This window comes from Bacillus sp. FJAT-44742, from assembly GCF_002797315.1.
GTDB lineage: Bacteria > Bacillota > Bacilli > Bacillales > Marinococcaceae > Thalassorhabdus > Thalassorhabdus alkalitolerans.
Genome location: NZ_KZ454937.1, coordinates 306,494 through 320,657, shown reverse-complemented (window position 1 = coordinate 320,657; position 14,164 = coordinate 306,494). Strand labels below are relative to the sequence as shown.

General features: G+C 37.9%; 11 protein-coding genes. 4 read left to right on the top strand and 7 right to left on the bottom strand.

The genetic code is table 11. The features are described from left to right. Window positions 1-1,332: 1,332 nt before the first annotated feature. Complete coding sequence (locus CEF17_RS20210; RefSeq protein ID WP_157843116.1) at window positions 1,333-1,494, bottom strand: hypothetical protein; 162 nt, start codon at window positions 1,492-1,494, stop codon at window positions 1,333-1,335. 569 nt (window positions 1,495-2,063) lie between these two features. Here CEF17_RS20210 and CEF17_RS19760 point away from each other — a divergent pair. Continuing rightward, window positions 2,064-2,738 (top strand): N-acetylmuramoyl-L-alanine amidase family protein, encoded by a 675-nt coding sequence (locus tag CEF17_RS19760; RefSeq protein ID WP_100401228.1) that lies wholly within the window; start codon window positions 2,064-2,066, stop codon window positions 2,736-2,738. A 455-nt stretch (window positions 2,739-3,193) separates the two neighbouring features. Here the strand turns inward: CEF17_RS19760 and CEF17_RS19755 are convergent, their stop codons facing one another. Beyond that, entirely contained in the window at window positions 3,194-6,169 is a 2,976-nt protein-coding gene (locus CEF17_RS19755) for a PAS domain-containing sensor histidine kinase (protein ID WP_198509055.1), read from the bottom strand. Window positions 6,170-6,509: 340 nt separating this feature from the next. Continuing rightward, complete coding sequence (locus tag CEF17_RS19750) at window positions 6,510-7,949, bottom strand: RNA-guided endonuclease InsQ/TnpB family protein (protein ID WP_100401226.1); 1,440 nt, start codon at window positions 7,947-7,949, stop codon at window positions 6,510-6,512. Window positions 7,950-8,132: 183 nt separating this feature from the next. On the opposite strand from CEF17_RS19750, the gene CEF17_RS20205 reads away from it, so the two are divergent. Further along, window positions 8,133-8,276 carry a sporulation histidine kinase inhibitor Sda gene (locus CEF17_RS20205; RefSeq protein WP_157843115.1) on the top strand — a complete coding sequence of 48 codons (144 nt, stop codon included), beginning with the start codon at window positions 8,133-8,135 and terminating at the stop codon, window positions 8,274-8,276. 328 nt (window positions 8,277-8,604) lie between these two features. Here CEF17_RS20205 and CEF17_RS20545 read toward each other — a convergent pair whose 3' ends face one another. Further along, window positions 8,605-8,781, bottom strand: a complete 177-nt coding sequence (locus CEF17_RS20545) for a hypothetical protein (RefSeq protein ID WP_198509054.1) — start codon at window positions 8,779-8,781, stop codon at window positions 8,605-8,607. Between the two features lie 232 nt (window positions 8,782-9,013). Here CEF17_RS20545 and CEF17_RS19745 point away from each other — a divergent pair, with 232 nt between their 5' ends. Further along, window positions 9,014-9,877 carry a hypothetical protein gene (locus CEF17_RS19745; RefSeq protein WP_100401225.1) on the top strand — a complete coding sequence of 288 codons (864 nt, stop codon included), beginning with the start codon at window positions 9,014-9,016 and terminating at the stop codon, window positions 9,875-9,877. A gap of 373 nt (window positions 9,878-10,250) precedes the next feature. Here CEF17_RS19745 and CEF17_RS19740 read toward each other — a convergent pair whose 3' ends face one another. Beyond that, window positions 10,251-10,490: a hypothetical protein gene (locus tag CEF17_RS19740; protein ID WP_198509053.1), complete on the bottom strand. Its 240-nt coding sequence runs from the start codon at window positions 10,488-10,490 to the stop codon at window positions 10,251-10,253. Window positions 10,491-10,847: 357 nt separating this feature from the next. Next, on the bottom strand, window positions 10,848-11,051 hold the full coding sequence (locus tag CEF17_RS19735) for a stress-induced protein, KGG, repeat-containing protein (RefSeq protein WP_100401223.1): 204 nt from the start codon (window positions 11,049-11,051) through the stop codon (window positions 10,848-10,850). Between the two features lie 517 nt (window positions 11,052-11,568). Here CEF17_RS19735 and CEF17_RS19730 point away from each other — a divergent pair. Continuing rightward, window positions 11,569-11,769 (top strand): aspartyl-phosphate phosphatase Spo0E family protein, encoded by a 201-nt coding sequence (locus CEF17_RS19730; RefSeq protein WP_100401222.1) that lies wholly within the window; start codon window positions 11,569-11,571, stop codon window positions 11,767-11,769. Between the two features lie 533 nt (window positions 11,770-12,302). Here the strand turns inward: CEF17_RS19730 and CEF17_RS19725 are convergent. Further along, the gene (locus CEF17_RS19725; protein ID WP_100401221.1) at window positions 12,303-13,058 is read right to left on the bottom strand and encodes a hypothetical protein; all 756 of its coding nucleotides are present in this window, start codon (window positions 13,056-13,058) and stop codon (window positions 12,303-12,305) included. Window positions 13,059-14,164 lie beyond the last annotated feature (1,106 nt).

The window sequence follows — 14,164 nt, the reverse complement described above, 5'->3', positions numbered from 1 at the left end:
GTTAACAATTTCTTTGTTTGAGTTGAAGAAGCCCATAGACTTTTCCAAATCGACGATGTAAGTGAACTTTTTTCCATAAGCTTTTTCACCCTTCCTGTAAACGCTTACTGTAAGAATAATTGAACATTTTGTCGAATCATATCTTTTGTAACTATTATAAAACTTTTGTAAGTGGAATAATCGAATGAATTTCTTATTTTATGAATTTTATAGAAATTATTACAATTTGCAAATTTATTCAAGTGTTTTTTGACTTTCTCCATTAATACATTGTCAGGTCAGTGGTAATCCAAGTACCTTCCCTGCAGTTGCGTAAGTAAAGATCTCAGTGGACCGTTTGTCGAAGTATCCCCAAAAAATAATGATGATAAAAGTGATTCGCTAAGCGTATCCCAAAAGCTGTATTCCTGTCGCAAGAGAGAAAGTTCCATGACTGAAAACATTCCCATGAGGTGAATTGCCGCCCGACAAAAACCGGATTTTAAACGATCAACCATTTTCGCTCTGAAGGGATGAAAAACCTCAACAAACCGTTTTTTACTGATTTAGTTCAGATCCTTGTCGATAGGGAAGATTACCAAATCGAAACGAATGCCAATAAGTATACGTTTGTCTCCCAAAAAACCACTTAGACATTTGAGACCAACCTGCAAGAAAAGCTGCAAGATGTGTTTGCCTGAAATAAAAAAGACAATTCCAGATTATGCTCAAACGATTAAAGAAAAGAACGTGCCAGTAGATCGTCTTTATCTGATGAAGGAATCAAAGCCGCCAGCATGATCGAACAGAAAGTGGACGACGCTGAATATCGTGCGATACGGCGGTTACATAAAAAGATGACAAGTGATTATCTGCCATAAACCAGAACACCTATTCAAAACAGACCCGGAAGCTACGATTATACGAATGAATAATGGTTATATGAAAATGGCCAGCTGAAAGTAGGCTATAGCATCGAGGCGGGGACCAAGGACCAATTTATCTTCTGGTAGTTTACCCACCAGCCTCGAACAGATACGCGCTGTTTTGAACCGCATATGGAACGTTAAAAAAGGGGATTGTCCATTGCCAGAGAGGATTACCGCTGATGCCAATTAGGGAAGCGATAGCAATTATGTATATGTTGAATAGGAAAGAGACATTAATCCCCTACTATATTACCGAATATATAAGGAGCTTCCCGTAATGGCAAGGACGGGACCTATCACAAGAAAGATGACTTTTTTGTACAGTCAATAATGAGCTCAGTGGGAGCATTAGGTATATCCCTGATTCACCTGAAACGAACAACTAATATGTTACTCTACCCCATTACCTTATGCCCCCTACCCTCTAGGAAGATTTAAAATCAAAATAGTACCAGGCTGTAACGGTCCCTACAAATATTCCGATCACAAACCCCCAGTTGAGAACATTCATGATATAACTAATGCTTATTACCATGAAAGCAGCCATTGTACCAGCAAGTATTGAACGATAGAGTCGCTTTTGCATGATTTCTCATCCCCTTTTACAGATATGGCATACAGAATAAAGCTGAACATATACTCATTCAAGGAAGAGAGTGGGATAATCCTGCATATAAATATACTAATTTTTACCATATCGTTAAAAAAGGGACTCCTTGTCCAACCACAAGGCCTTCTTTCTATTACCTCTTACATTATAAGTTCGAAACAGTAATAATTGTTGTTTGACTACAGCCCCACTAGTTTGACACACAATGGCCTAGGTGAAGAGAAAATGCCCCACCCCTTCAAACTTCACAATTTTTATTAAGTCCCGCGACTCGTATTTCTCTCTACCTCTTTAGATAAGAATTAAGCAATTCATCTATTCGGTATAGATAACATAAAGTTATTTTCTCTCCTTCCCCCCTTCCCCCGTGATCTACTTACCGAGGAAAATAAATCAAATCTGGTACCAACAACGCTTCTATTATCCGTAACCAAGTTTAGATCCTTTATGGAAGCTAGTACACGAAAGCCTTTTCTACTTATAAGTAGAGGAATGGCTATACCATCTGAGAACTCCTCCATATGATATAGGGAAGAGGTGATAAGATGGTAAAACTATATATAGATCCTGGACATGGGGGCTCAGACACAGGTGCTGTAGGAAATGGCCTACAAGAAAAGGATCTTACTTTAGATATTGCTCTTCGCATACGAGACCTTCTGGTGAGAGATTATCAAGACGTAGAGGTAAGAATGAGTCGAACAACGGATGTAGATCGAGGCTTGAGTCAGCGAACAGACGAGGCAAATGCTTGGGGAGCTGATTACTTTTTGTCAATCCATGTTAATGCGTTTAACGGATCTGCTCATGGATATGAAGATTATATTCATAGTAGTTTATCTGATAGTTCTAGAACAGCGCAATACAGAGACACCATGCATGAAGAGATTATGAAGGTTAACAATCTCTTTAATCGCGGAAAGAAAAAAGCCAATTTTCACGTATTGCGAGAAACTAGAATGTCAGCCTTATTAACAGAGAATGGGTTCATTGACAATGCAAGTGACGCAGAAAAATTAAGAGATCCGAATTGGCGTCAATCTGTAGCCCAGGGACACGTAAATGGCTTAGCGCGCGCTTTTAATTTAACAAGAAAAACGATGTACCGCATCATTGTAGACGGCGTACAAGTTGGTGCTTTTCAAGAGGAGCAGAATATATTAAATGCTGTGCAACGTTACCTTGGCACGGCACACAGAGTTATTGTAGAAAGAGTGTAAAGAAGTTGCTTTGTTATAAAGTAGGCCAAGCTAAATAATCTTGGTCTATCTTTACTTTTAGTGGACATAACAAGACCTTCTTAAATTGAAACGTTTCTTTAAACGTTGTTTCCTTCTTTCGTTTAAAGCTTATTGTTTAGGAGCTTCTTTGTTACTTCCATGTCCTCCTTATATTTCTTGATAGCTCCAGGTTATTATGTATTTCACCGTTTTGAATATCATCTGACATGCCGATTAAATAGAGGAAAAAGGTAACACCACAACATAGAAAAAATATAGGGCATCCTCGTGAACTATAGGAAGAAGCACTTACTGTTAATATTTTAAAAATCGTTTGAATATTACATGACGGGGATTCCTCCCTGACTTGGTTTGGACAATGGGTATTCAAAAAGGCTTGGTATGGAATATTACTGCCAAGCCTTTTCTCTTTGATATAAAGACATTTAAAACGATCAAGGGCTTTGTTCTGAATGAAAGATAGGAAGCGACATTTTTACCGTGGTCCCCACTCCTTCCTCGCTTTCAATTGTAATTGTTCCTTGATGCTCCTCTATAATTTTATAACAAACCATTAACCCTAACCCGGTCCCTTTTTCTTTATTAGAATAAAACGGCTCACCTAGCTTTTTTATTCTTTCTGGGGCAATCCCTACTCCTTCATCAATGACCTCAATTTGACAATAAGAAGAGATTTCTCTGGTTTTTACTACTAATATACCTCCGCACGGCATAGCCTCCAGCGCATTTTTTAATATGTTCAGCAACACTTGCTTGATTTGATTAGAATCACAGTAAATAGGTAACTTTTTTGCTTCTAAATAAGTTTTGATTTCAATATCATTTAATGCCGCTTGGGTATTAATAAGAGAGAGAACATTCTTTATCACCTCTCCAATGTCCTCTTCTTTGAATGTAACCGCCTGGGGTTTGGCCAAGGTTAAAAACTCATTAATGATAACTTCGATCCGATCCAATTCAGAAAGCATTAGACCGGTGTACTCGCTTTTATCTTGGAGAAACTGTGTAAACCCTTTGACCGTTGTCAGAGGATTGCGAACTTCATGAGCAACAGCTGCAGCTAATTGCCCCAATACAGAAAGCTTTTCAGATCTTCTTAATAAGTCCTCCGTTTTCTTTCGATCACGAATATCCCGGGTGATCGCTGAAATCCCACTTATCTTTCCATTTCTGTCTCGAATGGGAGAGTACGTCAGACTGACATCAATCAATGCCCCGTCGTTTCTCTTTCTTACCGTTTCATAATCGATAACTTGTTCTCCTCTTTTCGCCCTACAAATGACATTTTCTGTTTCCTCTCTGATTTCTTCTGGCGTGAGGTCATGAAAAACATTAATAGACTCTGGGCTAGAACGATAGCCGTAGAGATCATAGAAAGCAGGATTGGCTTTTAAAATATTCCCATCTAATGAAAGAAGGGAGATGGGATCAGCACTATCATTATACAAAGCCCAAAGTTGCTCCTGTGTTTCCTGCAACTCTCCTTCCATTTCTTTCCGTGTAGTGATATCACGCCCTATGGTTACTAAATACTTTCTTGCCCCTTTCTTATCAAACTGCGGTGCTTTGACTATTTCATAGACTTTCGCTTGTCCATCAGGGTGGCAAATTTTTTGCTCGTATTGTATGCCTCCGGGTTCCTTCCACGCTTCTTCATCACGCTCATATGAATGAATAAGCGATAGGTTATAGGAAGGGACGACGCTTGAATAGCACAAAGGATCCTTTCCTTCCATTCCTAGTAACGCTCTTGCTGAATCATTCATCTCAATCAGGTTTCCTTTCTTATCTTTAAAAAGCACAAATTCCGGCAAAGAGTTAATCAAGGCTTGCAATTGTTCTTCTCTGTCTTTTACCCGCTTTTGGGCCTTCTTTTTCTCCGTAATGTCTTCCATTACTCCAAAAACAGCCACCACCTTCCCCTTCACCTTAACGGGGATATTTGTAACCTTAAACCAAATTTTGTGGCCCTTTTTGTGAATCCCAAGGGTCTCATATGCTTGAGAGGTTCCGTCCGTGGCTCGTTTAAAATATTCTTTTGTATAAGTAAGATAATCCGGATGAATGAATTTTTCATAGGTGCCAATCAGCTCTTCTTTCTGGTAACCAAGAAAGCTTTCTAAGGATTGATTCACCGTTAAAACCTCTCCGGTTAAACTCAGGGTTAACACTGGATAAGGATTATGGTCAAACAGGGATTGATAGCGTTGTTTACTCTCTTCTAGCCTTCTTTTTGCTTCCTTTTTTTCCGTTATATCACGTCCGATAACCACAATGCGGTGTACCTGATTGTCTTGGGATAATACGGGCTTAGCCTTTAGAGAGATATCAATATAGCTGTGATCTTCCCGAAGATACCTAACTTCTAATGAAAATTCTTTTTTTCTTCTTAGCCCTTCTTCCAACTTTTTTTCCGCAAGTGGCAAGTCCTCAGGGTGAATATAATGAAGAGCATTTTTCCCTATGTATTCATGAATAGGATATCCCAAGATCGAAGCATTGGAAGGCGATGCATAGTGGACAATGCCCTCTCGGTCGAGTACGACAATGGAGTCACCAGCATATTCAGCAATTAACTTGGCTTCTATCCCATCAGTTGGATGGCCTTTTCCAAGGCTCTTTTTTTCGAGGGCCATGCTCACTAAAAAGCCACACACCGAAAGGACATCCAATTTCTCTTTACTAAGGGAAACATCTGGAGAAATTGAAAACACCAATTCTCCAACCTTTTGTTTCTCCAGTAGAATAGGGGCAGCCTCAATCGAATTCTGTGACGCATAGAAGGTGTCAAAGAAATTCTGCCTCACTGATTTATTAGCTTTTCCAGCAGAGAGATCTTTGACTTTACCGTTTTGCCCCAATTTTTTTTCTTTTTGCGTGACAATTTGCAAGGGAAAAGAGATGTGCTCATATGATTCTAAGCGGTAGTCTATCTTCCCTGCATAATCAATGAAAAAGACTGAGCATGAACCGGCTTGACAAAGGTACTTTTCAAGTTTACTTTGTAGCTCAAAAAGGATTTCAATAAGGGGCTTTTCCATAAGAATCATTCGTGTGATCTCTTTATAGATTTCATGGGGGTCAGTCAAGGGGTGCTCGGTAGTAGAGAACTGGAATAAAAGCTGCGCTTGATTCAATAGCTTCATTTCTCCTGTTTGTTTTCTTCCATTGAACACATAGTCTACAACGTACCCATCGTCCCGCTTGTTATCCTTCTCATTTGTAAGCCTTCCAATATAATCTTTTATCCCAGTTTGTTGATGTTCACATATATATTGAAAAATATTCGTGCCTACTAATTCGTTTCCTACAGTCTGCTTATGTTTATGGTTAGCAAACGTTACTGTCCCATCTAACCCTGAAATTACAATAGGGATATTCAATTTATCGTATATGTCTTGTGTAGACACCAACATTCCCCCCTAAGGAAATAGTTTCAAAAGCACTGAACCATAGGTATTATACCAAATTCTGAAAATTTTAAAAGTTAATCTAAAGATTTCTGCCAATATAGGTCTTTCCTGCTTGCTACAAGGAAAAGGAACAATATGTATAAATAAAAATCTCAAAGGGTTTCAGGTAAAGAGGGAATGAATACTCCCGCCACTTAATTTCTAACGAAATTTGAAGTGGGGGTTTCTGGGGTATCGACTTTCAAAATGACGATTAACCACCAGTGGAGTTGACACTTCGGTGTGCTAAAAACACCCAACCCCGCTATCCCGTTGTGTCCTGCCTTCGGGATTACTTTTATTTTATTACAACCGACATGGGGTTCATCAAGGTTTCCATGCACGAAAAGGCTTCTTCGAGTGCGTTAGGAAACAGTTTTCTCATGATGTTACCAGCGCCATTCACATCAGCATTAAGGAGTGTTCCGTTTTTCGAACGATAAAGCCCTCGCTTAATACGCTTACCTGAAAATGATTTTTTTGAATCATCTTCACCGTAAACAGGGAGGTTGTCGTTATCTAGAAAACTCGCTTTCGATGTATACGATTCTTCGGTTACTTCAACTTTAATTCCATGACGTTCAGCCTTATAGGTAATCATTTGAATTAAAAGACTGTGTGGAATTGAAACAAACGATTGGTTGTTTCTTTTACCCATGTTCGAGTTTTGTTTCCAATCTTTGTTTTGACCGATGATAATGGTATCCACATCTTCTTCTAAAGCAATTTTCTCAATTTGGAAACTCGCTTTATGAAACAAGTCCTTAATTTGATTAAAACGTTTATGGCTTATTTTCTCTAAACACTTTGAAGTAAATTGCCCTTCTTTATGATTTTTTCCATGTCGAAGGATACCCATGTAATGAGCCTTTAATTGATTATAACGTTGATTAACGGATTTGATATTTTTGCCCTTCACTAATACAGGTCTTCGACCTGTGTTGGTGATGATGGTTGCAATGTTATCATTTCCTAAATCAACAGACATGTATCGTTTCTTAGGTTCTTTTATCCCTTGTTCCGAAGGAACTTGAAATATCATCTCTACAACGTAATGACCGTATTTCGGAAGAACACGCACTTGTTTGAGCTTCCCTTCGGTGAAACCTAATTTACCGATATTCAAGCGTTCTTTTGTTTTGGGAAACTTTAAGAATTTGCTTTCCTTTATAACACAATCTTGGTTTGAAAAAGAAACTTCTTTTTCTTTATTGCGACTGTATCCAGGGATTTTCGGTCTAGCTTTAAACTTCTTAGGATTCGCCTTATATTCCCGCAAGCTGGAATAAAAAGATTTCCAGTTGTGGAATACAGCTTTCATAATTCCTTGACTAGATTGGGTTGGCAACGAACGATAATCCTGCTGAATCATCGACTTAAAAAGAGCATCCATAAAGTTGTAATCAACAAACGGATTCTCTTTTGATGGTTCATCGAACAAGTTGCATTTAATTTCTTTTCGTTTTTCAACTGGTTTCGCTTTCTCTTTCTCCAGTTTCCTCTGATATGCTGCCTGTTGATTATCATTGATTTTTGGCACATGTTTTTGGATATTTTCTAGGACTTCTTGTTGAAGGGGTTGCAGTGGCTTTTCTTGAGTTAAGCCAGTGAAAACTTGGCGGGTATAAAAATTTGTTGTGTTAAATAAATTTTTTGAACTTGAGCACATTTCTTCAAAATATCCGTACATACGATGACTTTTTTTCACCCAAACTTGCATCGTTTTGTAGTTTGCCATTTGACCCCACCTCCAAACATAAGTTCGTATAAGGGTGTATTACCAAAATTGTAATAAAAATCCTAGTACGAAAACTTAAAACCGCCAATTCACCTCCCACCTAAAATTCTATCGAATTTTTGAGGATGGAGTCCTCTTGGCTAGAATGATAGATTTAAAGAATATTGTGGGAGGTGAAGGGTTTTGGAAAAGAAAGGAGACTCATCTCATACTTTGACTCAAATTTATTTACTCGCACAAGAAAAGAAAATGGAAAAAGAATTAATAGACTTCCTGGAGAAAGAAATGCGTAAAAGAAAATTGCCATTAGCCCACACCAAACAATAAGAAGGAACCTCTAAGTGAGGGAACCAACAACCACATCCCTCCATTTTTTTGTACATAAAAACCTAATTTGTACATCCCTAAAGTGATTAGGAATGGCTGCTGTCTGTATTTTGTTAAGTCTAGTTGACCAACACTTTTAGAAAACAGCTTCTATGTTGTTATACTGGCAAATCACAAGATAAAATAAGCACCTGGTCATTTGAACATCACAAAGCAAATTTTCATCCGAAGTAAATCCGCACAGGTTTCTATACCTTTTTCAAGAAGAAGCGTATCCAACCATTACTCAAAGTTACTGAGTTGAGCCCGATTCCCTATCAAGGGGGACTCAATTAGTGATGTTTCTTGCTATGCCTGGACCTGCTGGTTGTTCTGTCACTTGCCAGCTTTTATACCCACTTGCCAACAGAGTCGCAATGACCGTTCCAGTTGATCTCCCCACTAGACGCTTCCCCTGCCCTAACCATCGATATTTGCCAAACTCTTCCGCTTTCAAAGGAAGCATCTGCTTCCCAGTGTCTTCCCCCTCTCCTTCATTGCCTAATTCCTTTCGTCACCATCCTTTTTTAAAGAAAGGAATATTTATGAAAACCTTGTATATTCCTATTAATATACTCGTTTCATTCTGACCACAATAGAATTTGAGGAAAAACAAAAATTGGTAGGAATATCAGAAACCTCAAACAGAAACTTACCTTTAGGCCGTGTGTTAAAAAATGGATAAAGGACATGGATAGATGTTAAATTTTTTAGATAATTATAGGCTGAGGATCATTGTCAGGTGGATTAAAATTAAACATTATGTAACACCTTTTTTATTAGGATTGATCATCATTTCTTTTATATCTGTCTTGCTGTTTATAATAAACAACTTCTTTGGTGTTCCTGTTTCCGATCCAGGCCTAGCAGGTTTAATAGGCGCTGTGTTAGGGGGCGCGCTAACTTTTTACGGGAGTTTATATGTTCACAACAAGCAATTGAAAAGTGCAGGAGCTGTTAGAAGAGAAAAAGACATTTATTCACCTTTATTTGAAGAAATACAAACTCAAGTTAAAAGAAATAAAGAATCTCTCTTTCTTATCTTTGATTTCGATAAATGGGATACAATAACTAGCGGGGCTATGAGTATAGAAATACCAAGGTTTCTTAAAGTTCATGGGTATGACGAGCTCCTAAAAAGAATGGAAGAATGGCAAACGGCAAGGTCTGAATTAGGATGCTGGGTCAGTAAAAAGATCGTTACAATTATAAAAGAAAATAATAATGATCCTTCATTACAAAAGTTTTTTGAAGATTGGAAAGAAGATCCCACTCGGTCTCCTACGATTGCAGTTAAGAAAATATTGTTAAACCAAAGTATAGAAAAAGAAGATATTAAATCTGATGTTGAGGATTTATTTCCTTTACCTATTCCTTTAGAGGAAGATATTCTGGAGGCATTAGTCAGAAATCTTAATTTATTAAAAAACGATAAACTGATTCAAAATGACGCAAATAAAAGACAACGCTTTTATAAAAAACTGGTTGATTTAGAAAGTGCGTTAAAGCTATTAATTCTCTTTATAAAAAAAGCGCACGGCCAGTTAAAAACGGATTATTAATAATCCTGCTTTTTAGTAAGGTTGGCTTCTCTCGGGTGCTCCCACTCTTTTTGCACTGCGGACCAGCAGTTTATTCTTTCTTTATATCTTGGTATTTCAAATGGAGAGTACCTATTTTCTTTCCCTTCTACCAAGACCGTCAGCGGTTAAAAAGTACAGTATGACTCTTTCGCACTGCCGCTGTTCACATGGCTTTTCACGACTTTGTAGTGTTATTTAACCGCCTCAAAGAACGCATCGAGTAGGCAAGGGGACAGCTGATCGATTTTTTATACGGTAGCTTAAAGAGGTTGTGCCGGGTCGTGGTCCTGTATGCTGACAATATCCTCATTCTCACCATTGTGATATTAGCTCCCGCTAAAGGCTTGTTTACCTAATCCTCTTTTTTTCCCTCCCCAAAGACTGGTAAATACGTAAGGATCTCGTGGGCTTTCTCTCTACCTACAACCAGCAGACAGGCATTGAACCACTGATTAAAATGAAGGCCTAGTTGCACTTCAAGTTCATCTGCTTTTTCAGCTTGCTCAATTAACCATGTCACTTCATTAGGTGTCAATAGAGTTTCGACGCCTCTGAGTTGTGCCTGTTTTACTTTTTCTTTGATCTCTCTCAATCTGGACTGAACCATGTTCTTCTCCCTAATTTCTTTTTCATTTTACACTACAGAAGTACAATGACTCCTGCTATTTTGAGTGGATGGGACTCCAGATGTGAAAGATGTGTATCCTATGGATAACCCGAGTCCCATTTTCATTTTTTGCTATAAGCTTCTCGTTTATACCCGATCTCTTTACTGATTAAGTTGAAACAACGTGATGTCATTCTTTTGGTCTCACACTTACTTCTTGTTACTAGGAATAATTTAGGGAAGCTGCTAATCGCGGAAAGTTTGGTCCAAACGTAAAGTAGCGAAGAGTTAAAACAAAAAAGAGACAAGACTCATAATAGAGCCTTGTCCTTACTTTCTCGATTAGCGTCGACCTTGAGAGTTCTCTCCGCCTTTTTTTCCAATGTCCTGGAAATGTTTCTTGCTGTACTTTTCGCTGGTTTTTTCTCCGCCTTTTTCTCCTATTTCTTCATAAAATTCTTGCCCATGTTCGCGGCTTGTCGTTTCTCCACCTTTTTGACCTGCTTCTTCACGACTCATTTTTCGGTTCTTATCATTTTGTGCCATGAGTATCTTCCTCCTTAATTTAAAAGAATGATGGTAATAGCCTATTACCACTTTTATTGTTTTCTAAACTTATAGGTGAAAATGAACGCCCGTGTTAGCGAGCACCTTTAAAAAGAAATACATACAAATAATCACCTCTTCAAACGGTCTATATATTGAGGTTCATTGTAACAGTTAGTTTGAAGCCTTATCCTGTCTCCGAGTAATACCGTCCTGAGAAAGGTCTTCTTATGAGGATAAATACAAAGTAAAAAGAACTTCTTTTATCTGATGCTCCCCTATTTCCCTAACATTCTTTTTAATTTCACTAAGGAAAACTGGACACACATACTCTCCTCAGTTATAAACGTTTTTATATTATTAAGTTACCTCTATGAGCAACATAATTTGCAATAAAATCGCGTTAAAAACTTGGTTGTTAAAACAAGTTTCAACATACTTTCTCCACTATTTCTGGTAAGATCAAAGACGTATTTTTTATTGTATTTGTAAAAAACCAAAGGAGGACCTACGTGCCATGAAGGATAGTGACAACAAAGATTTACTATACAAAATACAAAGTAAAAGAAAAGAAATGTACAAAACTGCCAATCAATATGGTGTGACTGACAGTAGAACTATCGTGACCAGCCAAGAGTTAGACGACCTCCTTAATGAATATCAATATTTTCACCAAGGCCTGAACATATCTGTGAGATACAAAGCGCATGATGTTTAACAAAGAATAAGCTCTTTGTTGAATAAAATCATTCATGTTAAAGGATCTGCCCCTGGTCCTCCGAGAGCAGAGTGTTTTAATCATTGAAGATTCATTATTATATAAAACATTTATTTTACCAACCAGAAAGCCTGAGATTATTTCCGGTTCCCCCCTCCCTTCCTCAGTGAATGTAAAAATCACATACGGAAATTAGGGTAAAAAAAGGGAGGACTCTCCCTCTGGAAAAACAGCCGCCTACTATAACTACATACCCGAAGAAAGGAATATTCAAAGGAAGGAATATTCGAAGAAATGTTTGTGTATATAGGAGTTATCTCTTATTACTGACTTGTTTATGGGACCGCAATAGAGAACTCTAGTATGCATTTTCTGTACTACTGGAACAATGCTACTAGCTAATACGATCCCCTCCTAACCGGGGAAAGTGGATGTTCAAGATAATAATAGGATCCAACAGATCAAGTCAGCCACCGAATCAGCAATAAGAATGGTGAAAATAAACAAAGTAAAAGCGCCCCGAACAGGACGCCTTATTTTCGTTTCATGGTTATGATCATTCCGTCGTCCCTATCAATAAGTAAGTATTCAACTAAATCGGTTTCAGCCTTGATCGTCTCCCAACCATCTTCATTTACATAAGTGGCAAACTCGGATTTATTGACTAAAAAATCGTCTATGTCTTCGATGCTTTCAAAAATGTCTCGATCTAACGCGAACATTGAACCTGCCAAAGCAGCAGGCAATTCTCGGCTACCTTCATCGCTATTGTCTATCTTTCCAAGGATTGTCACTTCGGTAACCTTCCCCCTTTCCGATACCTTAATAGAATGAGTAACGTAGGTACTCATCTGTTGGTGGTAATCAGATCCAGGCTGAAACTCTTCTACATTAAGGAGAGACTCGCTATCGAAGTACTTTGAAATGAATGAGTTATAGTCTGAAACAAATTGCTCGTATTGCGGAGTGGCAGCTGTCTCTTTCTCTACCTGTGCCGGCGCTGCTTGGTCTTCCTTATCTGGGTCGACATGGCCCACCTCACTTTTCCCCACTTCGCCCCTTTCTGCTTCCAATCTAGTCATCTCCCCTGCCTCTACCACTTCGACCTTTTCACCTGCAAAAGCATTTTCTACTTCTTCTTCCGAATATCCTTCACTCACCTCACCTTCCGTTTCTGCTGTTTCTTTTGAGTTTATTTCGTCTGCCACAGTTTCTTTAGATTCCTCTCCGCATGCAACTAATGTTGTGACAAGGCTTAAAGGTACGATTGACCATCCGAATTTTTTCACTTCCACCACCCCTCTCTTATATAGCGTAAGTTTATAATAGTTGAAAATAATGGAAAATCAAATGGTTATATATACATTATCGTTTACTAAGAGAAGGGTAATTTAAAGAGAGTGATACAGGATGGTTTTGATCACATCCTTTGTCCTCTATTAAACACAGCTTATCAAAACATTTCTCTCGTCTTAAACTTAATATTTTTTATTGCAAACCCTAAACAGTAAAATAATCGGTTAGCTGTTGCCTACAATACTGAATGTTCGGTGCATAAGCAGACCATTCGAAAAGAGACCTCCACAATCAGTGATAGATTTAACTGAATGATTCATTTAGATCTACATTTTATTTGTGAATTGAAGCACCCTTTAGGAATGATTAACCTGTAAAAGCTTTTAGAAGGGTAGGATATTTTTAAACGCAACTTTTGTATGATTTTTTATGGTGAAACACTTCAGATGGATAGGAATAACTGCGGGGATCACACTCAATGCAGCCGTAAGCACTCTCTTAAAAAGGAAGGTACAAAAGAAAATAAAGACACTCTAGAGTATTTTCTGATTAATTGACAAGGTATTTTTTCAGAAAAGACATTAAAATATTTTTAATTTTATGATAAATTGTATTAACAAAAGTATTTCTATATGTTTATAAAAGAAAGGAGAATTTTATTGTCTGCCTATGAAAAAGCCTCAAATGTTTTGCTTTCGGGTTTGTATTATGAAATACAAAGAAACATAAAGCGAGGGATTTTATCTGATAATATGAATCATGAATTAGAATTGATAGCTATCGTGGCTAAACGAAGGGGGGTGTATTTGTAGAAAGAGAAAAAAACGGAAAATAAAACTCACCGCTATAAAACCTTCAAAACCCATACACTCTTTTTAACTTTTTACAGGTTTTGTTTCTTTCCATAAAAAGCGAGGAAATCCTCCTCCTCATCTCATTTCTTCTAATAGATGTAAGAGAAATCTTTACCCACCTTTTCTGTGCTAACACGTATATTTTCGCGCAAAGTTTATCCTGGTGTTTCTTCCATTGTCATGATTTGGTTTTCCCCTGGGCAAAAAGTTCCGATAACTAATCAAAACCTATCACTCCTATACGC